Source organism: Bradyrhizobium liaoningense (assembly GCF_018130825.1).
Taxonomy (GTDB): domain Bacteria; phylum Pseudomonadota; class Alphaproteobacteria; order Rhizobiales; family Xanthobacteraceae; genus Bradyrhizobium; species Bradyrhizobium liaoningense_B.
Genome location: NZ_JAFCJS010000003.1, coordinates 63086 through 87411 on the forward strand (window position 1 = coordinate 63086; position 24326 = coordinate 87411).

General features: G+C 65.9%; 22 protein-coding genes and 1 tRNA gene. 13 read left to right on the forward strand and 10 right to left on the reverse strand.

Going from position 1 to position 24326, the window contains the following annotated elements; translation table 11 throughout:
• Positions 1-75 precede the first annotated feature (75 nt).
• Together JQ603_RS13840 and JQ603_RS13845 are read right to left on the reverse strand one after the other, a co-directional pair.
• Positions 76-1278, reverse strand: coding sequence for a CaiB/BaiF CoA transferase family protein (locus JQ603_RS13840; RefSeq protein WP_212340110.1), 1203 nt, complete (start codon positions 1276-1278; stop codon positions 76-78).
• Between the two features lie 179 nt (positions 1279-1457).
• Positions 1458-1883 (reverse strand): organic hydroperoxide resistance protein, encoded by a 426-nt coding sequence (locus JQ603_RS13845; protein ID WP_063685714.1) that lies wholly within the window; start codon positions 1881-1883, stop codon positions 1458-1460.
• 155 nt (positions 1884-2038) lie between these two features.
• On the opposite strand from JQ603_RS13845, the gene JQ603_RS13850 reads away from it, so the two are divergent.
• Positions 2039-2497: a MarR family winged helix-turn-helix transcriptional regulator gene (locus JQ603_RS13850; RefSeq protein WP_212341513.1), complete on the forward strand. Its 459-nt coding sequence runs from the start codon at positions 2039-2041 to the stop codon at positions 2495-2497.
• A gap of 5 nt (positions 2498-2502) precedes the next feature.
• On the opposite strand, the gene JQ603_RS13855 is transcribed toward JQ603_RS13850, so the two are convergent.
• From JQ603_RS13855 to JQ603_RS13865, 3 genes are all read right to left on the reverse strand, one after another.
• Positions 2503-2745 carry a GIY-YIG nuclease family protein gene (locus tag JQ603_RS13855; RefSeq protein WP_200470836.1) on the reverse strand — a complete coding sequence of 81 codons (243 nt, stop codon included), beginning with the start codon at positions 2743-2745 and terminating at the stop codon, positions 2503-2505.
• A gap of 137 nt (positions 2746-2882) precedes the next feature.
• Positions 2883-2958, reverse strand: a tRNA-Ala gene (locus tag JQ603_RS13860).
• 96 nt (positions 2959-3054) lie between these two features.
• On the reverse strand, positions 3055-3462 hold the full coding sequence (locus JQ603_RS13865; protein WP_183250106.1) for a TIGR02300 family protein: 408 nt from the start codon (positions 3460-3462) through the stop codon (positions 3055-3057).
• A 158-nt stretch (positions 3463-3620) separates the two neighbouring features.
• Here JQ603_RS13865 and aroA point away from each other — a divergent pair, with 158 nt between their 5' ends.
• The 12 genes from aroA to JQ603_RS13925 all read left to right on the forward strand — a co-directional run bounded on the left by aroA (position 3621) and on the right by JQ603_RS13925 (position 15806).
• On the forward strand, positions 3621-4958 hold the full coding sequence (gene aroA, locus JQ603_RS13870; protein WP_212340111.1) for a 3-phosphoshikimate 1-carboxyvinyltransferase: 1338 nt from the start codon (positions 3621-3623) through the stop codon (positions 4956-4958).
• A complete protein-coding gene (gene cmk / locus JQ603_RS13875) occupies positions 4955-5593 on the forward strand; it encodes a (d)CMP kinase (protein ID WP_212340112.1) in 639 nt (212 codons plus the stop codon). The genes aroA and cmk overlap by 4 nt, the downstream gene beginning before the upstream one ends.
• 267 nt (positions 5594-5860) lie before the next feature.
• Entirely contained in the window at positions 5861-7567 is a 1707-nt protein-coding gene (gene rpsA / locus JQ603_RS13880; protein WP_026312314.1) for a 30S ribosomal protein S1, read from the forward strand.
• A 270-nt stretch (positions 7568-7837) separates the two neighbouring features.
• Positions 7838-8818, forward strand: a complete 981-nt coding sequence (gene sppA, locus JQ603_RS13885; protein ID WP_212340113.1) for a signal peptide peptidase SppA — start codon at positions 7838-7840, stop codon at positions 8816-8818.
• 171 nt (positions 8819-8989) lie between these two features.
• Entirely contained in the window at positions 8990-9295 is a 306-nt protein-coding gene (locus tag JQ603_RS13890; protein ID WP_008539997.1) for an integration host factor subunit beta, read from the forward strand.
• A 72-nt stretch (positions 9296-9367) separates the two neighbouring features.
• Positions 9368-9760: a lipopolysaccharide assembly protein LapA domain-containing protein gene (locus tag JQ603_RS13895; RefSeq protein ID WP_212340114.1), complete on the forward strand. Its 393-nt coding sequence runs from the start codon at positions 9368-9370 to the stop codon at positions 9758-9760.
• Between the two features lie 65 nt (positions 9761-9825).
• Positions 9826-10485, forward strand: coding sequence for a phosphoribosylanthranilate isomerase (locus JQ603_RS13900; protein ID WP_212340115.1), 660 nt, complete (start codon positions 9826-9828; stop codon positions 10483-10485).
• A complete protein-coding gene (gene trpB, locus JQ603_RS13905) occupies positions 10482-11699 on the forward strand; it encodes a tryptophan synthase subunit beta (protein WP_212340117.1) in 1218 nt (405 codons plus the stop codon). The genes JQ603_RS13900 and trpB overlap by 4 nt, the downstream gene beginning before the upstream one ends.
• The gene (trpA, locus tag JQ603_RS13910) at positions 11696-12532 is read left to right on the forward strand and encodes a tryptophan synthase subunit alpha (protein ID WP_212340125.1); all 837 of its coding nucleotides are present in this window, start codon (positions 11696-11698) and stop codon (positions 12530-12532) included. Before trpB ends, trpA begins: the two co-directional genes overlap by 4 nt.
• Positions 12533-12642: 110 nt before the next feature.
• Entirely contained in the window at positions 12643-13584 is a 942-nt protein-coding gene (gene accD / locus JQ603_RS13915; protein WP_212340127.1) for an acetyl-CoA carboxylase, carboxyltransferase subunit beta, read from the forward strand.
• Positions 13581-14924 (forward strand): bifunctional folylpolyglutamate synthase/dihydrofolate synthase, encoded by a 1344-nt coding sequence (locus JQ603_RS13920; protein WP_212340129.1) that lies wholly within the window; start codon positions 13581-13583, stop codon positions 14922-14924. The genes accD and JQ603_RS13920 overlap by 4 nt, the downstream gene beginning before the upstream one ends.
• Before the next feature lie 141 nt (positions 14925-15065).
• A complete protein-coding gene (locus JQ603_RS13925; RefSeq protein ID WP_212340131.1) occupies positions 15066-15806 on the forward strand; it encodes a metallophosphoesterase family protein in 741 nt (246 codons plus the stop codon).
• Between the two features lie 61 nt (positions 15807-15867).
• Here JQ603_RS13925 and trxA read toward each other — a convergent pair whose 3' ends face one another.
• From trxA to JQ603_RS13950, 5 genes are all read right to left on the reverse strand, one after another.
• Positions 15868-16188 carry a thioredoxin gene (gene trxA, locus JQ603_RS13930; protein ID WP_008540017.1) on the reverse strand — a complete coding sequence of 107 codons (321 nt, stop codon included), beginning with the start codon at positions 16186-16188 and terminating at the stop codon, positions 15868-15870.
• Between the two features lie 69 nt (positions 16189-16257).
• Positions 16258-19767, reverse strand: coding sequence for a double-strand break repair helicase AddA (addA, locus tag JQ603_RS13935; RefSeq protein ID WP_212340133.1), 3510 nt, complete (start codon positions 19765-19767; stop codon positions 16258-16260).
• On the reverse strand, positions 19761-22907 hold the full coding sequence (gene addB / locus JQ603_RS13940) for a double-strand break repair protein AddB (protein WP_212340136.1): 3147 nt from the start codon (positions 22905-22907) through the stop codon (positions 19761-19763). Before addB ends, addA begins: the two co-directional genes overlap by 7 nt.
• Before the next feature lie 220 nt (positions 22908-23127).
• Positions 23128-23850: a nucleotidyltransferase family protein gene (locus JQ603_RS13945; protein WP_212340138.1), complete on the reverse strand. Its 723-nt coding sequence runs from the start codon at positions 23848-23850 to the stop codon at positions 23128-23130.
• Between the two features lie 156 nt (positions 23851-24006).
• Positions 24007-24324, reverse strand: coding sequence for a PilZ domain-containing protein (locus JQ603_RS13950; RefSeq protein WP_212340140.1), 318 nt, complete (start codon positions 24322-24324; stop codon positions 24007-24009).
• Positions 24325-24326 lie beyond the last annotated feature (2 nt).

Sequence of the window (24326 nt, forward strand, 5' to 3'; positions counted from 1 at the left end):
ACAGCCGCAGCCGTTCGCGCTGCACTATCGTGCCCGCGCCGCAGTGCGGCATTGGATGAGGTGAGGCGAAGGTCCCTAGCGCTTGCGCTCGGGGCCGCAGACCGTGCCCTTTTCGACCATCGCGTCGATCTCGGACTTGGAGTAGCCGAACTCGCCCAGCACCTCCGCTGCGTGCTGGCTGAATTTCGGCGGCACGCGGCGCAGGCTCGGCTTGCTGCGATCGAGCCGGATCGGCGAGGCCACGCCCTTGTACCAGTCCTTCTCGATGATATCGCCGCGCGCGATGGTGTGCGGGTTCGTCAACGCCTGGTCGATCTTCTGCACGGGGCCGGCGGGCAGGCCGGCGGCGAGCAGGCGATTGCACAGCGGCTCGGCCTCGTGCTGGCTGAACACCGCGGCCAGCTCGGCGCGCAGCGCCTCGCGATTGGCGATACGGTCCTTGTTGCGGGCAAAGCGCGGATCGGTGCCGAGCTCGGGCTTGCCGATCTCCTTGGCGAGCTTGCGGAAGGTGCCGTCATTGCCGACGCCGATGAAGATGTTGTCGGTCTTGGTCGGGAAGATCGCGTAGGGCACGAGGTTCGGATGCTCGTTGCCGGTGAGCGAGGGCGGCTTGCCATGCATGAAATAGTTCGCGGTGTGCGGATGCATGATGGCAAGGCCGGTCTCGTACAGCGTCGTCTCCAGGAACTGGCCCTTGCCCGAACGCTGCCGCTCCGACAGCGCCATCAGGATGCCGATCGCGGCATAGAGGCCGGTGGTGATGTCGACCAGCGGCACGCCGATCCGCATCGGTCCGCTCTCCGGCGAGCCGGTTGCCGCGATCATGCCGGTCATGGCCTGGATGATGGCGTCGTAACCGGGATTGCCGCCGCGCGGGCCGTCGGCGCCGAAGCCGCAGATCCGGCAATGCACGAGGCGCGGGAATTTCTTGCTGAGGACATCATTGCCGATGCCCCATTTCTCCAGCGTGCCCGGCTTGAAGTTCTCGATCAGGACGTCGGCCGTCTCCAGCATCTTCAGCAGCACGACCCGGCCGCCCTCGGAGGCGAGGTCGAGGCCGATCGAACGCTTGTTGCGGTTGATGCCGACGAAATAGGCCGCGTCCTCCTCGTGGAAGGGAGGGCCCCATTCGCGCACCTCGTCGCCCGCGGGCGGCTCGACCTTGATGACGTCGGCGCCATGGTCGGCGAGGATCTGGGTGCAGTAGGGACCGCCAAGCACGCGCGTGAGATCGATGACGCGCAGTCCGCTCATTGCGCCCAATGCTGCTTCAGTCATGCCTTCGCTTCCCCTGTGTCGGTCATTTGATCACAGGCCTAGCGAGGTTTTTTTGCGCCAGCAATGGCCCCTCGCGTGGAGCCGTATGCGCTGCCGCGCAGCCGTCCCGCGAGGTGGCAAATCAAAGAGGAAGCGGCCGGCCCGAGGGGGATCCCGGGTCAGCCAATCCGCACCGCCGATCAGACGACCGTCAGGCGAACGTCGACATTGCCGCGCGTGGCATTGGAGTAGGGGCACACCTGGTGCGCCTTGGCGACCAGCGCCTCGGCTTCCGCGCGGGCAAGGCCCGGCAGCGAGACGGCGAGGTCGATGTCGAGGCCGAAGCCGCCCTCGGAGCGCGGGCCGATGCCGACGGTCGAGGTGACGGAGGCGTCGGCGGGAACCTTCGGGCCGCCCTGCGAGGACACGAACTTCATCGCGCCGATGAAGCAGGCGGCATAGCCGGCCGCGAACAGCTGCTCGGGATTGTTGCCGGCGCCGCCGCCACCGCCGAGCTCCTTCGGCGTGGTGAGCTTGACGTCGAGCGCGCCGTCGAGGGTCGCAGCATGGCCGTCGCGACCGCCGGTGGCCTTTGCGCTGGTCTTGTAGAGGACGTTCACGGACATTTTCGTCTCCTCGGGTCTTTCCGGGTTGGGGTGCCATCTTTATCGCAGACAATTAGATTGCGCGCAATCTAATTAGGCATGCCTCACATTTAATTGTTCGCAATTGAATGTGCCGCCGGCCGGCCCCAGAATGGGAGAAACGCGTGAGATTCTCCATGGCCCGGAAACTATCGACCCTCGACCCGCAGCGCCTCGACAACCAGATCTGCTTCGCGGTCTATTCCGCCGCGCACGCCTTCAACCGCGTCTACAAGCCGCTGCTCGACCGGCTCGGCCTGACCTATCCGCAATATCTGGTGATGCTGGTGCTGTGGGAGCGCGACGACGTGCCGGTCAAGGAGATCGGCGAAAAGCTGTTCCTGGATTCGGGCACGCTGACGCCGCTGCTCAAGCGCCTCGAGGCCGCCCATCTCGTCAAGCGCACCCGCTCGCGCGAGGACGAGCGCCAGGTCCTGATCGCCCTGACGACGCAGGGCCATGCACTGAAGGAGAAAGCGCGCAGCGTGCCGCAGTCGATCCTGGCGGCGTCGGACTGCTCGGTGTCGGAGCTGGTGACGATGAAGGACGAGATCGTCGCGCTGAGGGATCGGTTGAATGCGGTGATTGGGGAGTAGGGGAGCTAGCAGAGCCGCTTTTTCGAGAAGGCGCGGCCTGAGTGTGACTTGAGATATGTCTCGAACGCCAAGGCCTTCATCTTGTCAGGGAAGGCGCAGTACCAAACCAGCTTCCATGGCTTGAACTTGGCGGTGTGAGCGGACTTGCCGGCGTTGTGCTCCGGAAGCCGTCGCTTCAGATCTTCCGTGGCGCCGATGTATTCCTGGTCGGGGAACTCAATGCTGCGGATGATGTAGACGTACCACATCGATGGCTCGCACGGAGGAAAGCGCGGGGTAGGGAGCGTCTAACAGTCCGTCTTCGCCCTGCGGGCTACGCCGGACACCACGCTTCACCCTTCGGGCTCTGCGCGGCTGCGCCACGCGTAGCCCGAAGGGCGAAGCGTGGTGGAGCCAGGCGGGATCGAACCGCCGACCTCTTGCATGCCATGCAAGCGCTCTCCCAGCTGAGCTATGGCCCCTTAGTCCTTAAATGGGACGATCCCGGAGGATCCCCCACAGACCGGCGAGCCTGGTGACTCGCGCGGTGCACCCTTTTTCACAGATCAGGACTGATCTCAAGTCTCTTCATCGCCTCCGACATCACCAATGATGTCGGTCACGTCCTCATCGCCTTCTTCCTCGTCGGCAATGAAGGTCGAATCATCGTCATCATCGTCGTCGAGGGTTTCATCGACCTCGATATCGTCCTCCGATTCGGGCACGGCGGCCTTGACCTTGCCGGTGTTCTCCTCGGCATCGGCCTCCTCGAGGGAGACCTCTTCGACCTCTGCCGGCTCCGGCGCGGTATCCGCTGTCGCCGCATGCCGGGCTTCTGCGCCGCGCGGTACGCGCGCGGGCGCCACGGGCGCGATCGGCACGACTTCGCCGGTATAGGGCGAGATCACCGGGTTCTTGTTGAGGTCATAGAATTTCTTGCCCGTGGTCGGGCAAATACGTTTGGTTCCGAGTTCGGACTTGGCCACGGCAGGAATCCTGGGAATGTCTGAAAAGCGGTGCTTCACTTGGCTAGTTGGCGGCCCGCTGTCAATAGCGCATTACGGGAGAAAGACATGCCCGTGACGGGGCGCAGACCATGTGGTACCTGCGCGCCAGCCCACAGGGCCTATCCAAGGACACAATCTTGACCCATTCCGACCAACCGAGACCGCTCCAGTCTCGCGCCAGCGGTCCCCTGACCGGGAAAGTACGGGTGCCCGGGGACAAGTCGATCTCCCATCGCGCCCTCATCCTGGGCGCGCTCGCGGTCGGCGAGACCAGGATTTCCGGCCTGCTGGAGGGTGAGGACGTCCTCAACACCGCCAAATCGATGCAGGCGCTCGGCGCGAAGGTCGAACGCACCGGTGATTTCGCCTGGAAGGTCAACGGCGTGGGCGTCGGAGGCTTCGCCCAGCCCAAGGTGCCGCTGGATTTCGGCAACTCCGGCACCGGCTGCCGGCTGGTCATGGGCGCCGTCGCCGGCTGCCCGATCTCGGCGGTATTCGACGGCGACGCCTCGCTGCGCAGCCGTCCCATGCGCCGGATCCTCGATCCGCTCGAAAAGATGGGTGCGAAGGTCACCTCCGGTAGCGAGGGCGGGCGTCTGCCGCTGACCCTCCAGGGCGCGCGCGATCCGCTGCCGATCACCTACAAGACGCCCGTCGCCTCGGCCCAGATCAAATCGGCCGTGCTGCTGGCGGGCCTCGCCGCGCCGGGCATCACCACCGTCATTGAGACCGAGGCCAGCCGCGATCACACCGAGCTGATGCTGAAGCATTTTGGCGCCGACATCACCTCGGTGCAGGAAGGCCAGCACGGCCGCCGCATCACGCTGGTCGGCCAGCCCGAGCTGCACGGCGCCAATGTCGTCGTGCCCGCCGATCCCTCCTCGGCGGCCTTCCCAATTGTCGCTGCGCTGATTGTCGAAGGCTCGGATGTTGTTTTGTCCGACGTCATGACCAATCCGCTGCGCACCGGCCTGTTCACCACGCTGCGCGAAATGGGTGCCTTCATCGAGGAGAGCGAAGTGCGCGGCGATGCCGGCGAGCCAATGGCGCGCTTGCGCGTGCGCGCGTCAAAGCTGCGCGGCGTCGTGGTGCCGCCGGAGCGCGCGCCCTCGATGATCGACGAATATCTGGTGCTGGCGGTGGCGGCGTCGTTCGCCGAAGGCACGACCATCATGCGCGGCCTGCAGGAGCTGCGCGTCAAGGAATCCGATCGCCTGGAGGCCACCGCCGCGATGCTGCGCGTCAACGGCGTCAAGGTCGAGGTCTCCGGCGACGATTTGATCGTCGAGGGCCGCGGCCATGTCCCTGGCGGAGGCACTGTCGCCACCCACATGGACCATCGCATCGCGATGTCCGCGCTGGTGATGGGCTGCGCCTCCGACCAGCCGGTGACCGTCGACGACACCGCCTTCATCGCCACCAGTTTCCCGGATTTCATTCCGATGATGCGTTCGCTAGGGGCCGAGTTTTCATGATTATCGCCATCGACGGGCCCGCGGCCTCGGGCAAGGGCACGCTCGGCAAGCGTCTCGCCCACCATTACGGCTATCGTCACCTCGATACCGGCGTGATCTATCGCGCGGTGGCCTATGCCCTGATGCAGTCCGGCCATGATCTCCGGGACGAGGCGGCCGCGGTGCAGGCCGCCTTGGAGCTCGATCCCGAAAAGTTCGGCAATCCCGCCCTGAAGACCCAGGAGGCCGGCGAGGGCGCCTCGATCGTCTCGGCGATCCCTGGGGTCCGCGAGGTCCTGGTCAATTTCCAGCGGCAATTCGCCGCCGATCCGCCCGGCGCCGTGCTCGACGGCCGGGATATTGGAACCGTGATCTGCCCCCATGCCGACGTGAAGATCTTCGTCGTTGCGGACCCCAAGGTTCGTGCGCGCCGCCGGACCATGGAGGCGAGGGCGCGGGGCGAGGAGGCCGATGAGGCAGCGGTGCTTGCCGACATCATCCGGCGCGATGAACGCGACAAGAACCGGCCGATTGCGCCCCTAAAACCGGCCGCGGATGCTTACTTGCTAGATAACTCCCAACTGGATATAGAAGGCGGCGTCCGGGCCGCCATCGACATTATCGAGGCCGTCCGAGCGGGCCGTCCGCGGGGTTAAGCCGCGGCCGTCATTGGAGGAAGCGCCCGCTCCCGCTCTTTGAGGTCGATACCTCGGTTCCCGTTTCGGGAGCCGTCGCATCCAGCTCCGGACATAAGATTTCCACGTATCGAACGCGCGGGCCTCAGCCGGCCCGCCTCCGCTGTTCTGGTCTTCGAGATCGGAGCAGCGAGCGGTCGCTCGAAGGTTTTGCGGACCTTCCGACACTGCGTGTGCGATGCGCCCATGAACCCAACGGCCGGCAAGACTTCCGCAACTGGAGAACAAATGGCTTCGACTTCTGCTGATACCTATAGCCCGTCGCGTGACGATTTCGCCGCGATGCTCGACGAGTCCTTCGCAGGTGGCAACCTGCAGGAAAGCTCCGTCGTCAAGGGCAAGGTGGTTGCAATTGAAAAGGACATGGCCGTCATCGACGTCGGCCTGAAGACCGAGGGCCGCGTTGCCCTTCGCGAATTTTCCGGCCCCGGCCGTGACAGCGAGATCAAGGTCGGCGACGAGGTGGAAGTGTTCCTCGATCGCATCGAGAACGCCCTCGGCGAAGCCGTGCTGTCGCGCGACAAGGCGCGCCGCGAAGAGAGCTGGGGCAAGCTCGAGAAGGCCTTCCAGAACAACGAAAAGGTCAACGGCGTCATCTTCAACCAGGTCAAGGGCGGCTTCACCGTCGACCTCGACGGTGCCGTGGCCTTCCTGCCGCGCTCGCAGGTCGACATCCGTCCGATCCGCGACGTTGCGCCGCTGATGAACAACTCGCAGCCGTTCCAGATCCTCAAGATGGACCGCCGCCGCGGCAACATCGTGGTGTCGCGCCGCACGGTTCTCGAAGAGACCCGCGCCGAGCAGCGTCAGGAGCTGGTGCAGAACCTCGAAGAGGGTCAGGTCATCGACGGCGTGGTCAAGAACATCACCGATTACGGTGCGTTCGTTGATCTCGGCGGCATCGACGGCCTGCTGCACGTCACCGACATCGCGTGGCGCCGCGTCAACCATCCGACAGAGGTGCTCTCGATCGGCCAGACCGTGAAGGTCAAGATCATCAAGATCAACCACGAGACGCACCGCATCTCGCTGGGCATGAAGCAGCTGCTGGACGATCCGTGGCAGGGCATCGAAGCCAAGTACCCGCTGGGTGCCCGCTTCACCGGCCGCGTCACCAACATCACCGACTACGGTGCGTTCGTCGAGCTCGAGCCGGGCATCGAAGGCCTGATCCACGTCTCCGAGATGTCGTGGACCAAGAAGAACATGCACCCCGGCAAGATCGTGTCGACCTCGCAGGAAGTCGACGTGCAGGTGCTGGAAGTCGATTCCGTCAAGCGCCGCATCTCGCTCGGCCTCAAGCAGACCATGCGCAACCCCTGGGAGGTCTTCGTCGAAGGTCACCCGACCGGTTCGGTGGTCGAGGGCGAGGTCAAGAACAAGACCGAGTTCGGTCTGTTCCTGGGTCTCGAGGGCGACGTCGACGGCATGGTCCACCTCTCCGACCTCGACTGGAAGCTTCCGGGCGAGCAGGTGATCGACAACTACAAGAAGGGCGACATGGTGAAGGCCGTGGTGCTCGATGTGGACGTCGAGAAGGAGCGCATCTCGCTCGGCATCAAGCAGCTCGAAGGCGACCCCTTTGCCGAGCCGGGCGATGTCAAGAAGGGCGCGGTCGTGACCTGCGAAGTGCTCGAAGTGAAGGAGAGCGGTATCGAGGTGAAGATCGCCGGTACCGACTTCACCACCTTCATCAAGCGCTCGGAGCTCGCCCGTGACCGCAACGACCAGCGCGCCGAACGCTTCGCCGTCGGCGAGAAGGTCGATGCCCGCGTGATCCAGTTCGACAAGAAGGCCCGCAAGGTCCAGGTGTCGATCAAGGCGCTCGAAGTCGCCGAAGAGAAGGAAGCCATCGCGCAGTACGGCTCCTCGGATTCGGGTGCGACGCTGGGCGACATCCTCGGCACCGCGCTCAAGAACCGCGACAACAAGTAAGCGAAACTTCCGTTTCGCCGCATCGAAGCCCCGGCGAAAGCCGGGGCTTTCTTGTTGCGCTTGGTGGCCGTAGCCCGGATGGAGCGCAGCGTAATCCGGGAAAGCCTTTCCGTGACGCGAAGACCCCGGATTGCGCTGTGCTCCATCCGGGCTACGAGGACTTCCAAGCCTTCATTTCTTCAAATTGCGCGGCAATTGATGTATCCAGACAAGCCAATGCTTACGTTGTGACGGCACAACGCCTCTGGCCTTTCATTTGGAGATATTCCGATGTCGCTCGATTCGGACATCATCGTCGATCGCCGCAGGATTCGCCGCAAGCTGACGTTCTGGCGTGTGATGGCGGCGCTGATCGCGATCGCGGCGATCGCGAGCTTTGCGCTGATCGCGACGCCCGGTGCGCGCGGCACGTTCGCATCCGCCGGCTCGATCGCGCGGGTCCAGATCGAGGGACTGATCCGCAGCGATTCCGATCGCACGCAGGCGCTGGAGCGGCTGGAGAATTCGCAGGCCGCCGCCGTCATCGTTCACATCAACTCGCCGGGCGGCACCACCGCCGGCTCCGAGCAGCTCTATGACTCGCTCGTGCGGCTGAAGGCGAAGAAGCCGCTCGTCGTCGTGGTCGAAGGCCTCGCCGCCTCCGGTGGCTACATCACGGCGATCGCGAGCGACCACATCATCGCCCAGCAGAGCTCGCTGGTCGGCTCGATCGGCGTTCTGTTCCAGTATCCCAACGTCACCGAGCTCTTGAAGACCATCGGCGTCAAGGTCGAGGAGGTGAAATCCTCGCCGCTGAAGGCAGCGCCCAACGGATTCGAGCCGACAAGTCCCGAAGCGCGCGCCGCGCTCGATGCGCTGGTGAAGGACTCCTACGCCTGGTTCAAGGGACTGGTGAAGGAACGGCGTGGCATGGATGACACGCTGCTCGACAAAGTGGCCGACGGCCGCGTCTTCACCGGACGCCAGGCAATCGAGCTCAAGCTGATCGACCAGATCGGCGACGAGAAGGCGGCGGTGACTTGGCTGGTCGAACAGAAGGGCGTCAAGAAGGGACTTTCCGTGCGCGATTACAAGCTGCAGCCGCGCTTTGGCGATCTGCCGTTCCTCAAGACAGCGGCCGCCGTAACGCTGGAAGCGCTTGGTTTGGGCTCGATCGCGCATCAAATCGGCCAAACCGGCGTCGCACAGGCGGTCGACCGGCTCGGAATGGATGGAATGCTGGCGTTGTGGCAGCCAGCTGCATCAAATTGACTCGGACAGGCGAGTTCCCGAGGTTTTTCTCGCAGTGCGAGTGTCGGGACAGCCCGCTTTTTCGGCATTTGTCACGCACTTTCACGACGCTCAACCTTGATTTAGCGTCTTGACAGATCACGGTATTTTCACGGAAATGGTCATCCGCACGCTTCCGGGTCCTATCTCTCGATGATCAAATCCGAACTTGTTCAGCGTATCGCCGAGCACAACCCGCATCTGTACCAGCGGGATGTCGAGAACATTGTGAATGCGATTCTCGAAGAGATCGTAGCGGCCCTCGCACGCGGTGACCGCGTCGAGCTGCGCGGTTTCGGTGCCTTCTCGGTCAAGCATCGCCCGGCGCGCGCCGGGCGCAATCCGCGCACCGGCGCCCATGTGCCCGTCGACCAGAAGAGCGTTCCGTTCTTCAAGACCGGCAAGGAAATGCGCGAGCGGCTGAACCGCGACCATCCGGATCCCGGCGCGGCGGACTGAGGTCCGGCGCCGGGGTTTTCCGCGGTCGCTCAGGACGCGGCCGGCAGCTTGATTCAAGGCGAGCGAAGCGAGATGCGAAAGTTTCTGACCGCGCTGATCGTGATCCCGCTGGGCCTCATCCTGGTGACCTTTGCCGTCGCCAACCGGCATTTCGTCACGGTCTCCTTCGATCCCTTCATCTCCGGCGACCCCGCCTTCTCGACGACGATGCCGCTGTTCCTGCTCCTGATCCTGGTGGCGGCGCTGGGCGTCGTGGCGGGCGGCTGCGCGGTCTGGTTCGGCCAGCGGCGCTGGCGGCGCGCCGCGCGCCGGAATGAGGCCGACGCCCGGGCCGCCAGGGGCGAACTGGCCGATCTGCGGGCCCAGGCGGCCGCGGCGAGGCCCGAGTCCCAGCGCCTCCCCGTTCCCTCCGGGGTCGGCCTTTACGGGCCTATCGGGCGAGACAAGCAGCGCGCGACGTTGTAGAAGCGGCCCCGACCGAAAACCCCGTTTTCCGGCCGCACCTTGCGGCCGCTACCCGCTTTGAGACCATGTCCCTGCTCGTCAAAATCTGCGGCCTGTCCACGCGCGAGACGCTCGAAACGGCGCTTGAGGCGGGTGCCGACATGGTGGGGTTCGTGTTCTTTCCGCCCTCGCCGCGGCATCTGTCGCTGGAGGCCGGCCGTGATCTCGGCAGGCAGGTCAACGGGCGCGCGCTCAAGGTCGCGCTCACGGTCGATGCCGACGACGCCACGCTCGACAACATCATGGATGCGCTGTCGCCGGACATTTTCCAGCTTCACGGCAAGGAGAGTGTCGCGCGGCTGCGCGACATCAAGCAGAAGTTCGGTCGCCCCGTGATGAAGGCGGTGCCGGTCGCGACATCAGCCGATCTCGCTGTGCTGCCCGGCTATGCCGCGGTCGCCGACCGCATCCTGTTCGATGCCCGTGCGCCCAAGGATGCGACGCGGCCCGGCGGCCTCGGCGCGCCGTTCGACTGGCATCTGCTGGAAAACCTCGATCTGAAATTGCCCTACATGGTCTCGGGCGGGCTCGACGCCGGCAACGTCGCGGAAGCTCTCCGCGTCACCGGAGCCGGCGGCGTCGACGTGTCCTCCGGTGTCGAGAGCGCCCCCGGCGTCAAGGACCCCGAGATGATCAAGGCCTTCATTCGCGCCGCGCGCGCCAGTCAAGAGTTGAGCGTTCGATGAACATCGCCAAACCAAACTCCTACCGCAGCGGCCCCGACGAGCGTGGCCATTTCGGCATTTTCGGCGGACGCTTCGTCGCCGAAACCCTGATGCCGCTGATTCTCGATCTGGAGAAGGCCTACACCGCGGCCAAGGCCGATCCGGCGTTCCAGGCCGAGATGAACGGCTATCTCAAGAACTATGTCGGCCGGCCCTCGCCGCTCTATTTCGCCGAGCGCCTGACCGAGCATCTCGGCGGCGCAAAAATCTACCTCAAGCGCGAGGAGCTCAACCACACCGGCTCGCACAAGGTGAACAACGTGCTCGGCCAGATCATGCTGGCGCGGCGTATGGGCAAGAAGCGCATCATCGCCGAGACCGGCGCCGGCCAGCACGGTGTTGCCACCGCGACGCTGTGCGCGCGCTTTGGCCTGGAATGCGTGGTCTATATGGGCGCCGTCGACGTCGAGCGGCAGCAGCCCAACGTCATCCGCATGGAGATGCTGGGCGCCAAGGTGTTTCCGGTGCAGTCGGGCACGCGCACGCTCAAGGACGCGATGAACGAGGCGCTGCGCGACTGGGTCACCAACGTGCACAACACGTTCTATTGCATCGGCACGGTGGCGGGCCCGCATCCCTATCCGACCCTGGTGCGCGACTTCCAGTCGATCATCGGCAACGAGACCAAGGCGCAGATGCAGGAGATCGAAGGCCGCCTGCCGGATTCGCTGGTCGCCTGCATCGGCGGCGGCTCGAACGCGATGGGCCTGTTCCATCCGTTCCTCGACGATCCCTCCGTCGAGATCTTCGGCGTCGAGGCCGCCGGCCATGGCCTCACGCAGCTGCATGCGGCATCGATCGCAGGCGGCCGTCCCGGCGTGCTCCACGGCAACCGCACCTATCTCTTGATGGATGCCGACGGCCAGATCCAGGACGCGCATTCGATCTCGGCCGGCCTCGACTATCCCGGCATCGGCCCCGAGCATTCCTGGCTGCATGAGGTCGGCCGCGTGAATTATCTCTCCGCGACCGACGACGAGGCGCTCGCCGCGTTCCAGCTGCTGTCGAAGCTCGAAGGCATCATCCCCGCGCTCGAACCGGCGCATGCCATCGCCAAGGTGATGGAGCTCGCACCGAAGCGGCCGAAAGACCACCTGATGGTCGTCAATCTCTCCGGCCGCGGCGACAAGGACGTCCCGCAGGTCGGCGACATCCTGAGGGGCAAGAGCAAGTGACCACGCGTATCGACACCCGTTTTGCCGAGCTGAAGAAGCAAGGCCGCTCGGCCTTCGTCACCTATGTGATGGCCGGCGATCCCGATCTCACGACGTCGCTCAATATCGTCAAGGCGCTGCCCAAGGCCGGCGCCGACGTCATCGAACTCGGCATTCCCTTCACCGATCCGATGGCGGATGGTCCCTCGATTCAGGCTGCAGGTCTGCGCGCCCTCAAGGTCGGCATGACCTTGAAGAAGACGCTGGAACTGGTGCGCGACTTCCGCAAGGACGACAACGTCACGCCGCTGGTGCTGATGGGCTATTACAATCCGATCTACATTTACGGCGTCGACAAGTTCTTGGCTGATGCCAAGACATCAGGCGTTGACGGCCTGATCATCGTCGATTTGCCGCCGGAGGAAGACGACGAGCTCTGCATTCCAGCGCTGAAGGCGGGCCTGAACTTCATTCGCTTGGCGACCCCGACGACCGACGACAAGCGCCTGCCCGCAGTGCTCGCGAACACATCAGGCTTTGTCTACTATGTCTCCATCGCCGGCATCACCGGTGCGGCGGCGGCGGACGCCAATGCAGTTGGCGAAGCTGTTGCGCGCATCAAGCGGCATACCAAGCTGCCGATCTGCGTTGGTTTTGGCATCCGCACGCCGGAAGCGGCGCGCGCCATTGCCGAGAAGGCCGATGGTTCGGTGGTCGGTACCGCGCTGGTCGATGCGCTCAAGAACAGCCTCGATGCGGAAGGCCGGGCCACCGCCAAAACCGTTAACGCCGTGGCCGAGCTGACGGCGGCTCTGGCCCAGGGCGTCAAGGGCGCGAAACAAGCGGCCGAATAGGCCAAAATTCCGCTTCCGGGGCGGGCGACACGGCGGCTTGCCGGGCAGGGGCCCGGCCGCCATATATTCCTTCAGGCGATTCCCAGCGGGATCGCACATCGGAGCAAACCATGAACTGGCTTACCAATGTGGTCCGGCCGAAGATCCGCAACATGCTGCGGCGGGAGACGCCGGAGAATCTTTGGATCAAGTGCCCGGATTCCGGACAGCTCGTGTTCTACAAGGACGTCGAGGCCAACCAGTTCGTCATTCCCGGCTCGAACTACCACATGCGCATGAACTCGGCGGCGCGTCTGAAGTCGATCTTCGACAACGAGACCTGGTACGACGTCGCGCTGCCCGACGTGACGGCGGACCCGCTCAAGTTCCGCGACGAGAAGAAATACGTCGACCGCATCAAGGATGCCCGTGCGCGCACCAATCTGAACGACGCGATCAAGGTCGGTTACGGCAAGCTCGAAGGCGCCGCCGTCGTCGTCGCCGTGCAGGATTTCGATTTCATGGGCGGCTCGCTCGGCATGGCCGCGGGCGAAGCCATCGTGCGCGGGCTGGAGCTCGCGGTCGAGAAGAAGTCGCCCTTCATCGTGTTCGCGGCTAGCGGCGGCGCGCGCATGCAGGAAGGCATCTTGTCGCTGATGCAGATGCCGCGCACCACGGTGGCGGTGCAGATGCTGCGCGAGGCAAAGCTGCCCTACATCGTCGTGCTGACCAATCCGACCACCGGCGGCGTCACCGCCTCCTACGCAATGCTGGGCGACGTGCAGATCGCCGAGCCCGGCGCGTTGATCGGCTTTGCCGGAGCGCGCGTGATCGAGCAGACCATCCGCGAGAAGCTGCCTGAGGGTTTCCAGCGCGCCGAATATCTCAAGGAGCACGGCATGGTCGATATGGTCGTGCATCGCCACGACCTGCGCCCGACCCTGGCGCGGCTCTGCCGCCTGCTGACCAAGGCGCCGGCGCAGGAAGGCGCTTCGAAGCCGGCGCAGCCGGTGACGAGCCCGGCGCAGATCGTATCGGCCGCCGAGACGGCGCCGGCCGCGCCGCACGCGTGAACGCCTCCTCTGACAGTGCAAAGACACCGCTCGACGAAGTGATCGGGCGGCTGTCGGCCCTGCATCAGAAGCGCATCGATCTCGGGCTCGAGCGGATGCACCGCCTGCTCGAGCGGCTCGACCATCCAGAACGCAAGCTGCCGCCGGTGATCCACATCGCCGGCACCAACGGCAAGGGCTCGACGGTCGCCTATCTGCGCGCGACGCTGGAGGCCGCCGGCCTGCGCGTCCACGCCTACACCTCGCCCTATCTGGTCCGCATCAACGAATGTTTTCGGCTTGGCCGCGTCGGTGGCGGCCGTCTCGTCAGCGACGATGAGCTGCGCGCGGCGCTCGAAGAGGTCGAGCGCGTCAATGCCGGCGAGCCGGCAACCGTGTTCGAGTTGAAGACCGCCGCGGCGTTCCTTCTGTTCGCGCAGAATCCCGCCGACGCCGTGTTGCTCGAAGTCGGCCTCGGCGGCCGGCTCGATTCGACCAACGTCGTCGATACGCCTGCGGCCTGCGTGATCACGCCCGTCAGCATGGATCACATGGATTTTCTCGGGGACACCCTGGCCTCGATCGCCGGCGAGAAGGCGGCGATCATCAAGCGCGGCGTGCCCGTGATCTCTGCCGAGCAGTCGAGCGAGGCGATGGCCGTGATCGAGGCGCAGGCCAAGCGCATGCGCGCGCCGCTGTTTGCCGCGAACGAGAGCTGGCACGTCAATGTCGAGCACGGACGGCTGGTCTATTCCGACGACCGCGGCCTGATGGATCTGGCCGCGCCGCGCCTGTTCGGCCGGCATCAGTTCGACAACGCCGGCCTTGCGATTGCGACGCTGCGCGCGATTCCGACCTTCAAGGTCAACCAGGCCGCATTCGAAGCCGGCATCGTCGGTGCCGAATGGCCGGCGCGGATGCAGCGTCTCACCGCGGGCGATCTGCTCTCGTGGGGACCGCAGGGCTCGGAGATCTGGCTCGACGGCGGCCACAATGCCGAAGGCGGGCGTGTCGCTGCGGCCGCGCTCGGCGATCTCGAGGAGCGAGTGTCGCGGCCGCTGGTGGTTATCGCCGGCATGATGGCCAACAAGGATGCGCACGGCTTTCTCGCCAATTTCGCCGGCCTCACCCGCCACATCGTCGCGGTGCCGATCCCCGACGCGGAGAATGCGATGCCGGTCGATCGCCTCTCGGATGCGGCGCGCAGCCTCGGCATGCGCGTCGAGATCGCGCCCGGGATCGAGGCCGCGCTACGCGCTTTGTCGAAATTGGCTTACGAGGTGCCGCCGCGCATCCTGATCACCGGCTCGCTCTATCTCGCCGGCCATGTGCTCGGGCTCAACGGCACGCCTCCTGCATAAGGGTTTCGTGTCCCGGACGCGGTGCAGCGTGCAACGCTGCTCCGCAGAGCCGGGACCCAGGAGCCAAATAGATGGGCCCCGGCTCTGCAGCGCACCGTTTCACGCTGCGCTGCGTCCGGGGCACGAGAGTGAGAAGTGCCAATGCGTTTTGCCGCGATCGCCGACGTCCATGGAAACCATCTCGCACTGGAGGCGGTGCTCGCCGATATCCGCGCGCACGGCATTGCAGACATCGTCAATCTCGGCGACATGTTGAGCGGCCCGCTCGATGCGCGCCGCACCGTCGAGATCCTGATGCAGCTCGACGCCGTGCACGTGCTCGGCAATCACGACCGCTATCTGCTCGACCGTCCGCCGGAGAAGATGGGCTCGTGGGATCGTCCGGCCCATGCACAGCTCGATAGCGCGCACCTCGACTGGCTGCGCGCGCAGCCGATGACGCGGGTGTTCCGCGACCAGGTGTTCCTCTGTCACGCCACGCCCGCGAACGATGAAGTCTACTGGCTCGACACCGTGCACCCCGACGGCACCGTCGCGCTATCGCCGCTCGACCGTATCGAGCAGCTCGCGCAAGGCATCACGCAATCGCTGATCCTCTGCGCCCACACCCATCTCGCCCGTGCGGTGCAGCTGCGTGACGGAAGGTTGATCGTCAATCCCGGCAGCGTCGGCAGCCCCGGCTATCGCGACAAGCATCCGTTTCCGCATGTCGTCGAAGCCGGCACGCCGCACGCGCGCTATGCGATCCTCGAATTGGCGAATGGTAGTTGGCAGGTGACGTTCCGCCATGTCGCCTACGATCACGAGGCGATGGCCGCGCTAGCGCGCCGCAACGATCAGCCGGAGCTCGCCAACGCGCTGGCGACGGGATGGATCAAGTAGGCAAAACAAAACGGCCGGCGTGATGCCGGCCGTTGCACAAACTCTTCGGGAGCGCCGCGGATCAGACCGCCGACGTGATCCACTGCTGCAGCTTCGCCTTCGGCGCCGCGCCGACCTGGCGGGAGGCCATCTCGCCGCCCTTGAAGATCATCAGGGTCGGGATCGACATCACGCCGTACTTGGAGGCCGTCTTCGGGCTCTCGTCGACATTGAGCTTCACGATCTTGACCTTGTCGCCCATCGCGCCGGCGATCTCGTCGAGAGCGGGTGCGATCATGCGGCAGGGGCCGCACCACTCGGCCCAGAAATCGACGACCACGGGGCCGTTCGCCTTGAGCACTTCGGCTTCGAAATCGGCGTCGGAAACCTTGCTAACGGCCATTGGAGTACCTCACTCGGTTGAAAGAGAATCGGCGCGACGTGGAATCGCGCCCGGGATCATGGGGTGAACCTATGAACGGCTCCTTGCCGGGTCAAGGATGCTCACACCGAGATGAAGGGATGCCAGCGCCGCGTCCAGCGCGGGGGCCGAAATCTCCATATATTCAAGGGCCTCGGTCCAGAGCAGGACCGCCCTGATCGGCTTTTGGGGATAAAGCCGCGCCAGCACCGCCCGGTACAGCGCGAGCTGCCGGACATAGGCCGCCGGCGCCTCGGTGGCGCTTTTGGGGGCCGCCTGGTTGGTCTTGAAATCGACGATCAAAACCTCGTCCGGACGAACGACCAGCCGGTCGATCTGCCCCGACACCAGCGCTGGGCTGCGGCCCGGCCGCTCCAGCCGGCCGGCGATGGCGACCTCGGCCCGGCTGCCGGCGGCAAAGACCGGGGCAAAACGCGGCTCGGTGATCAAGGCGAGCACCTTGTCGGCCAGCGCAATGCGGTCGGCCTCCGGCCAGTCCGCGGCGTTGCGCGCCATGAAGCCGAGCGCGGCCTCGCGCCGGCGCTCGGCGGCGATGTCGGGCAGGGATTGCAGGAGACGGTGCACCAGCGTGCCGCGCTGCAGCGCCAGCGCCCGGGACTGCACCGATTCGCCTGTCCGCACGCTGCGGCCTTCCTCGGCCGAATGGCCGGACGGGCGCACGAGATCATCGTCGACGGTCTCGCGCGGCGCGGGTGTCCGCAGCCAGTCCGGCAGCGTGACCGTCTGGTCAACTGACGTCGCGGGCGTGCCCAGGGCCGCGACATCCTCGGGCCGGGCGAATCGCGTGACCTTGCCGAGCGGCGTCTCGATCGTCTGCTTGTCGAGGCCCGAGCCGGCGAGGCCGGTGTCGATGAGGTCGTACCAGCTCAGCTTGCGCACCGTCCTCATGTTGCCGGGCATGCAGCCGCCGACGATCAGCCGGTCGGCCGCGCGCGTCATCGCGACATAGAGCAGGCGGCGATACTCGTCCTCGGTCTCCTCGATCATGGCCTTGCGCGCGTCGGCGACGGGTTTTGGATCGTCCGCCTTGCGCCCGGCCCAGACCACGACCTCACCGCCATTGCCGCGCGGCACGTTGATCAGCCGGACCCGCTGCGAGTCCGCAGGCGACGACGTGGTGTCGACCATGAACACGACGGAAGCCTCCAGGCCCTTGGCGCCGTGCACGGTCATCACCCGCACCTCGTCGCGCGAGATCTCCATGTCGCGCTTCACCTCGGTGTCGGCCGAGCGCAGCCAGGCCATGAAACCCTGCAGCGAGGCCGGCGCCTTGCGCTCATAGTTCAGCGCCAGCTCGAGGAATTCGTCGAGCGCGTCGTTGGCCTCGTGGCCGAGCCGGCGCAGGATGCGCGCGCGGCCGCCGTCGCCCCCGAGCAGCCAGGCGTAGAAGGCGAACGGTGTCTCCTCGCGCGCACGGACCTCGCAGGCTTCCAGGCGCTGCAACGCCGCGGCGAATTTTTCGCTTGTGGCCGCCTGCTCGCCGAGCGCGCGGCGCAGCGAACCCTTGCGATCCCAGGCAAGCTGGAACAGATCGTCGTCGTCGAGCCCGAACAGCGGGCTCTTCAGCGCCACCGCGAGCGCGAGGTCGTCCTGCGGCAGCAGCAGCGCGTCGGCAAGGTTCATCAAATCGATGATGCCGATGTGCTCGGTGAGCTTGAGCCGGTCGGCGCCCGCGACGGGGATGTTGGCGTGCTTCAGCGCCTGGATCACGGCGTCGAAGGCATTGCCGCGCCGGCGCACCAGGATCAGCATGTCGCCACAGCGCAGCGGACGCCGCTCGCCCTCGTGGCCCGTCAGCGTCCCGCTCTCGACCAGCCGCTTGATCTCGCCCTGGATGCGGCGTGCGAGTTTGACTTCGGGGCTGGTCGCGGCAACGCCGTCGAACGGCGCACGCCAGCCCTCGATCTCCTGCCGGTCGTCGGCCTCCGCAAGATCCCACAGCTCGATCACGCTCGGGCCGGCATCGGTGAGCGAATTGTGCAGGGGGTGGCCGATATCGATCGAATGGATGCTCTTGTAGATCTGGGGCTCGCGGAAGACGTGGTCCACCGAATGAAGGATCGCGGCACCCGAGCGGAACGAATAAGTGAAGGCAACCGGATCGAACTTCAGGCCGGCAGATTTGAACTTGCGGTCAAGCTCCCGCTTGCGCTTGTCGAATTCGTGCGGGTCGGCGCCCTGGAACGAGAAGATCGACTGCTTCTCGTCGCCCACCGCAAAGACCGTGCGGTTGAGCCCTTCGCGCGCGCCTTCGCCCGCGGTGAACTCGGAGATGATGTGCGCGACGATGTCCCATTGCCGTGGGCTGGTATCCTGGGCCTCGTCGATCAGGACATGATCGACGCCGCGGTCGAGCTTGTAATGCACCCAGCCCGAGGAGACGCGGTTCAGCATCGCCAGCGTCTTGTCGATCAGGTCGTCATAGTCGAGCAGCCCGCGCTCCTGCTTCTCGCGCCGGTAGTTTGCGGCGGCGGCCGTCGCGATGTGCAGAAGGGCCGCGGTGCGGTCGCGCATGGTCACCGCGCGGCGCTTCTCGATCAATCCGGCGAGGCGCTGCACCTCCGCCTCGAACAGGCGCGCGACGGACGGGTTGTTGTCGCAAAACTTCTTGGTCAGCACCGCCTTGCGCGGCAGCTTCTCGTCGGTGAGGAAGACGCAGACATAGGCGTCGACCTGCGCGCTGCCGGAGAAGACCTTCGCTTCGCGCAGCCGGCCAGCCTGGTCGTTGTCGGACTTGCTGCCGTCCTCCAGCGCGAAGGCGATGTCGTCCCAGCGCGAGCGCGGCAGGAACGGGCCGTCGAGAATCTCGGCCTCGACGTCCTCGATACGATCGGCGGCATCAACGCCCAGCACGGCCGCCATCTGCGCCGCGGCCGCTTCCGCGTTGCCGGCTTCATCCGTCCAGGCCATGAAATGGTCGCGGCTGAGGCAGGCCTCCCGCACGACCTCCTTGAAGGTGACATCGGCGGCGCTCGCCATCGCCGTCAGCAGCGCGCGGCCGGTGACGCTGTCGGGATCGCGCGCGGCCTCCAGCAGCACCTTCAGATTGGCGCGCTCCATCATGTCGGTCTGGTCGCGCTCGTCGATGACCGAGAAGCGCGCCGGGACGTTTGCCTCGAACGGAAACTGCTGGAGCAGACGCGTGCACAGCGCGTGGATGGTCTGCACCTTCAGGCCGCCGGGCGTCTCCAGCGCGCAGGCGAACAGTTTTCGCGCGTCGCGGCGCAGCTTTGTGCTCGGATGCGGAATGCCGACCGCGCGGATCGCCGTGTCGAGTGCGGTGTCGTCGAGCGTCACCCAATGGCCGAGCGTGGTGAACACGCGCTCGGCCATGTTGGCGGCGGCGGCCTTGGTGAAGGTGATGCAGAGGATCTTTTCCGGCGGCACGCCCGACAGCAGCAGGCGGATCACGCGCTGCACCAGCACATGCGTCTTGCCCGAGCCGGCATTGGCCGACACGAAGGCCGACGCGGTCGGATCGGACGCGCGCGCCTGCCGCGCGCGCACTTCGTCGGGGATGGGACGCGGCAGTTTCACCATTCCTCGATCCCCAGACCGCCGGCGGCCGACCATTCCTTGATGCGGGCTAGGTCGTCATAGGCGCCGTAGCGGTTGGTCCACATCGGCAGGTTCAGCGAGGTGTAGGGCTGATTCTCGTCCTCGAAGGCGCGGATCAGCGCTTCCAGCTTGGCCCGCGCCTCGGCGGCTGCCGTATCCGGCGGCTGCGGCTCGTCGCCCTGCTTGTACTTGAGCTCGAGGATGCGCTCCTCGCCGGGCGGATTGTTGCCGCTGAGGCGGACATAGACGAGCTGGCTCACGGACGCGCCGGCGTCGATATCGGGAAAACCGCCCTCGCGCAGGATCGCCGCTTCCAGCGTCAGCTGCGGCGACAGGCCCATGCGCACCTGCTTGCCGGTCGGCGGCTGGCCGGTCTTGTAGTCGAGAATGGCGTAGCCGCCGCCCTGGCGCCGCTCGATGCGATCGGCGCGGGCAGAGAGAGAGAAGCTGCGCTCATTGTCGAGCCTGATCGAGATCTCGCCGCGCGTCTCCGCCGTGATCCCCTCGATCGCTTCGCGCCGCGCGGTCTCCCATTCGCCGAACCAGCGCGCGATGCGCTGGAAGCGGGGCCACCACAGTGCACGCGCCTCAGGGCGCTCCATCAGCGGTTCAAAGTACTTTTTGCCGATCGCATGCAGCACACGCGCGGGATCGTCAGGCAGATGTGCAGCATAGCTTTCCGTGAACTCGCCGATCGCATCGTGGATCGCGGAGCCGCGGTCGGCGGCTGAGAGCGGCATGTCGACGGGATCGAGCGCCGCGAGCTTCAGTATATACTTTGCGTAGATCGTGTAGGGATCGCGCAGCCAGTCCTCGATTGCGGTGACCGACATGCTTGTCGGCCGCGTCGCGCGCGGTGGGCGCGGCTCGGGTTGCTTGATCGGCGTGACCTCGGCGGGCTGGTCCAGGGCGCCCGCGAACTGCACGTATTTTTCGCCGGCGCGAATAGCCGTCTTCCAGAGCTCGTCGCCCGCCACCGCTTCCAGCCGATGCAGGAAGCGCGAGGCGACGGCCGGCGCGCCGCCGGCCTTGGCGGAATGGGTGAGGATCACCTCATCGCCGCCGAGGAGCTGCGCGAAGTCGTGTGCGGAGAGGCCGATACGGCGTTCCGGCAGATCGAGCCCAAGCTCGTGCCGCATCGGCCGGCTGAGCCAGGGATCGATGCGCGGTGCCGGCGGCCAGACGCCTTCGATCAAGCCGCCGATGATGATGCGGTCGGCCTGCATCAGGCGCGATTCCAGCGGACCGTAGATCTGCAGCCGCGCGCCCGGCCTGTCGCGACGCCGCACCGCGCGATCGCCGAAGGCGGTCTGGAACACGTCGGGATAGTCGGGCAGCGGCACCATCAATCCGCTGGTCGTGCCGCCGCGCAGGAGATCGTCGAAGGCGCTGGCGAGCGCAAGACCTTCGCGCTCCTCGAAGGCGAGCGGAATGCCGAGCTCGTCGCGCGACAGCGCGATCAGGATCTCGCGATGCCGGTGCGCGAGCTCGGCGAAGTCATATGGCTTCGGCGGCGGAAGACTCTCGATCGGCGCCAATGCTTTTTGCAGCGTATCGATCAGCGCCTGGATGCGATCGAGATCCTCGGCGTTCAGACGCGCGCGCGGTTCTGCCCTATGAAGCGCAGAGACTTCGCTGCGCCACAGCTTGGCAAGCTCTTCGCGAAAACGGTTGAACTCGCGCAAGAGCCCGGCCGTGCCCGCAGGCGGACGTGTGCCGCGCAAGACCGCGAGCTCGAGGTTTTCGATCGCCGCTTTCCAGGCGCCGGGCGCGCGGCCGAGCCGGCACAGCGGATGTTTCAGCATCGCCAGCAGCGTCGGTGGCTCCAGGCCCTTGGTCGCGGCTTCCGCCGCGAGCCGCGCAAAGACGCCGGCGGAGGTTTCCATCAAAACGTCGCCGCCGGAATCGTCGAAGGCGAGATCCCATCGCGTCAGCGCCGCCATCACCCGCCGCGCCAGCGCGCGATCGGGCGTCACCAGCGCTGCCGATTTGTCGAGGTGCCGCGCCTCGCGCATCGCGATGGCGATCGCGAGCGCTTCCATCTCGGGGTTGGGCGCTTCGACCACTGCGAGATTCTTCATGCCGCCTGATATCTTCGCGGCGACATCGGGCTGCTTCAGCCGGTCGTGCCAGACTTCCGTCTTGGCGGAGGGCCGCATCGATTCGGATGCAAGCAGATCGCGGCCGCCTTCTGCCGGCGGCTGCAAAATCTCGATGTCGCTGCGCTTGATGCCGAAGCGATCGAGCAGCGCATGCATCGCATATTGCGGATGGTTCGATGCCGGATGCTCGGCGAACTTGCCGAGCGAGTCGCGCACGCCGCCGATGGTGCGCCAGGCATCGTCGTCGAGATCGGTATCGAGACCCGGCAGCACCACCGCGCCATGCGGCAGGGCGGCGACCGCATGCAGGAATTTTGCCGTGGCCGGCATCGAGCCGGTCGAACCGGCCGCGATCACCGGCCCGCTCGGATGCGCGGTCAGGCGCCTCGCCTCCGCCGCGATCAGGAGATCGCGCCGCGCCGCCGGCTCGATCCGGTTGATCTCGGCGAGATGATTGGGCCAGGCGATGCGCGCGATGCGCAGGAATTCGAGCGAGTGCTGCCAGTAGCGATCGAGGTTATCAGGCACGAGGCCGTCGAGCGCGCTCCAGTCGACGCCGCGCGTCACCATGTCGTCGATGAGGCGTGCGAGATCGCCGGCGAGAGCAAGCGTCGAGGCGGGGCCGCCGACCACCAGCGGCGCCAGCACCGGGCCCTTGGCCCAGGCGGCGACGAGCTGCGCCAGCGTCAACCGTCGCTCCAGCTCGCCAAGCCGTGGCGGAATCTCGAGCGGCGTCGCGCCGGAGAACTGCTCGCCTTCGTCGGCGAAGGCGAGCTCGTCCTCGTCGATGTCGCCGAGCGCGACGATGCGCGGAAGCACGACGGCATCGGTCTTCATTTCATCGAGGAAGATCTCCCGGACGACGCGCATCGCGCGGCGGGTCGGCAGATACAGCGTGGCGTCGGCCAGCCGTGCCGGTTCCTTGCGCGCCTCGAAGCCCTCGACCAGCCGGCCGTCGAGCAGGGCCGTGACGACCGTGCGCAGGAACGGAACTGAGATGGGAACGCTGAAAACGCGCATGGGCTGCCTGATTCGGGAATCAGGGCAATATAGGGAGACGGGCTCGAATGGTCATGGGTGGGAACGAAGTCGTCCCCGTTGTTCGCGGGCTGGCACAAGTGCCGTAGGGTGGGCAAAGCGAAGCGTGCCCACGCATTTTTGCGATCGAAAGAGATGGTGGGCACGGCGCAAGGGCGCCTTTGCCCACCCTACGGCACTGCCGTTGTGGCGAGAGCAGCCCCTAAGCCACGCTCTCCAGAAACGCCTCTTCCGCGGCGTGCACCGCGTCGGGCGTGCCGACATGCATCCAGACGCCGTCGAGGCGCAGGCCGAACAGCCGCTCCTGCTCGTTGGCGCGGTCGAACATCTTTGTCAGCGAGAATTCGCCCTGCGGCGCACCGGCGAAGATCGACGGCGACAGGATCGCCGCGCCTGCATAGACGAACGGGACGACCTCCTTCTCCTTGCGCTTGCGCAGGGCGCCATCGGGCAGCATGCCGTAATCGCCGCGGCCAGTATAACCGATGCTGGTCGCCGTGGGCGCCATCAGCAGCAGGATGTCCATCCGCTCGGGGTCGAAGTTTTCGGCAAGGCGCGTCAGGTTGGAGCGCACGCCATCGATCCAGAGCGTGTCGGAATTGACGTGGAAGAACGGGGCGTCGCCGAGCAGCGGTAGCGCCTTGACCACGCCGCCGCCGGTGCCGAGCACCTGGTCGCGCTCGTCCGAGATGGTCACACGCGGAAGCTGGCGCGATGCGACGTGGTCGATGATCTGGTCCGGCAGGTAGTGCACATTGACCACCGCCTCGCTCACCCCGGCGTGGCCGAGCTTGTCGAGCACGTGGTCGAGCAGCGGCCGACCGGCGACCGGCACCATCGGCTTCGGCATCTTGTCCGTCAACGGACGCATGCGCAGGCCGAACCCTGCGGCGAGCACCATGGCTTTGGTCGGCTTGACGGACATCCTTTGCCTTCTCGGAACTCTTTCTGTCTCGGATCTTATGTCTCGGACCCACTGGTTTCGCGCTTGCAGCAAATCCTAGCACGGGACTTCATCAGTCGCACCGCGTCTCAACCGCCTTAACCACCCGCCGTGACGGTTGTACGACGGGTGTTGCCGTTACGCCCCAACGGATGCGGAACGGGCCTTTTTCTTCCTGTCGCCGATCTTGAGGAAATTGACGCCGATCTGGTCGCCATTGACCCAGGCCAGTTCGCAGCGCCGGTACGCAAGTCCCGTGGACGACAGCAGCAGAAAGAATTCCTTCAGATGCAGGCCTTCGACCGAACCGTCGATGGTCAGCTTGGCGCCGCTTTCGGAGACGTCCTCCATGGTGCAGTCGCGCCGCCAGGTACCGTCGATTCCCATCATCTGGGCCGGTATCCCGCGCTCGAAAACAACCCGGCTGTTGCCGCGCTGATCCGTCTTTACCGCCATCT

Excerpts from the sequence above, each read along its gene's own strand:
- JQ603_RS13840 (WP_212340110.1), bottom strand. The coding sequence starts at position 1,278 with ATGACTGAAGCAGCATTGGGCGCAATGAGCGGACTGCGCGTCATCGAT.
- JQ603_RS13845 (WP_063685714.1), bottom strand. The coding sequence starts at position 1,883 with ATGTCCGTGAACGTCCTCTACAAGACCAGCGCAAAGGCCACCGGCGGT.
- JQ603_RS13850 (WP_212341513.1), top strand. The coding sequence starts at position 2,039 with ATGGCCCGGAAACTATCGACCCTCGACCCGCAGCGCCTCGACAACCAG.
- JQ603_RS13855 (WP_200470836.1), bottom strand. The coding sequence starts at position 2,745 with ATGTGGTACGTCTACATCATCCGCAGCATTGAGTTCCCCGACCAGGAA.
- cmk (WP_212340112.1), top strand. The coding sequence starts at position 4,955 with ATGATTATCGCCATCGACGGGCCCGCGGCCTCGGGCAAGGGCACGCTC.
- rpsA (WP_026312314.1), top strand. The coding sequence starts at position 5,861 with ATGGCTTCGACTTCTGCTGATACCTATAGCCCGTCGCGTGACGATTTC.
- sppA (WP_212340113.1), top strand. The coding sequence starts at position 7,838 with ATGTCGCTCGATTCGGACATCATCGTCGATCGCCGCAGGATTCGCCGC.
- JQ603_RS13890 (WP_008539997.1), top strand. The coding sequence starts at position 8,990 with ATGATCAAATCCGAACTTGTTCAGCGTATCGCCGAGCACAACCCGCAT.
- JQ603_RS13895 (WP_212340114.1), top strand. The coding sequence starts at position 9,368 with ATGCGAAAGTTTCTGACCGCGCTGATCGTGATCCCGCTGGGCCTCATC.
- JQ603_RS13900 (WP_212340115.1), top strand. The coding sequence starts at position 9,826 with ATGTCCCTGCTCGTCAAAATCTGCGGCCTGTCCACGCGCGAGACGCTC.
- trpB (WP_212340117.1), top strand. The coding sequence starts at position 10,482 with ATGAACATCGCCAAACCAAACTCCTACCGCAGCGGCCCCGACGAGCGT.
- accD (WP_212340127.1), top strand. The coding sequence starts at position 12,643 with ATGAACTGGCTTACCAATGTGGTCCGGCCGAAGATCCGCAACATGCTG.
- JQ603_RS13925 (WP_212340131.1), top strand. The coding sequence starts at position 15,066 with ATGCGTTTTGCCGCGATCGCCGACGTCCATGGAAACCATCTCGCACTG.
- trxA (WP_008540017.1), bottom strand. The coding sequence starts at position 16,188 with ATGGCCGTTAGCAAGGTTTCCGACGCCGATTTCGAAGCCGAAGTGCTC.
- addA (WP_212340133.1), bottom strand. The coding sequence starts at position 19,767 with ATGGTGAAACTGCCGCGTCCCATCCCCGACGAAGTGCGCGCGCGGCAG.
- addB (WP_212340136.1), bottom strand. The coding sequence starts at position 22,907 with ATGCGCGTTTTCAGCGTTCCCATCTCAGTTCCGTTCCTGCGCACGGTC.
- JQ603_RS13945 (WP_212340138.1), bottom strand. The coding sequence starts at position 23,850 with ATGTCCGTCAAGCCGACCAAAGCCATGGTGCTCGCCGCAGGGTTCGGC.
- JQ603_RS13950 (WP_212340140.1), bottom strand. The coding sequence starts at position 24,324 with ATGGCGGTAAAGACGGATCAGCGCGGCAACAGCCGGGTTGTTTTCGAG.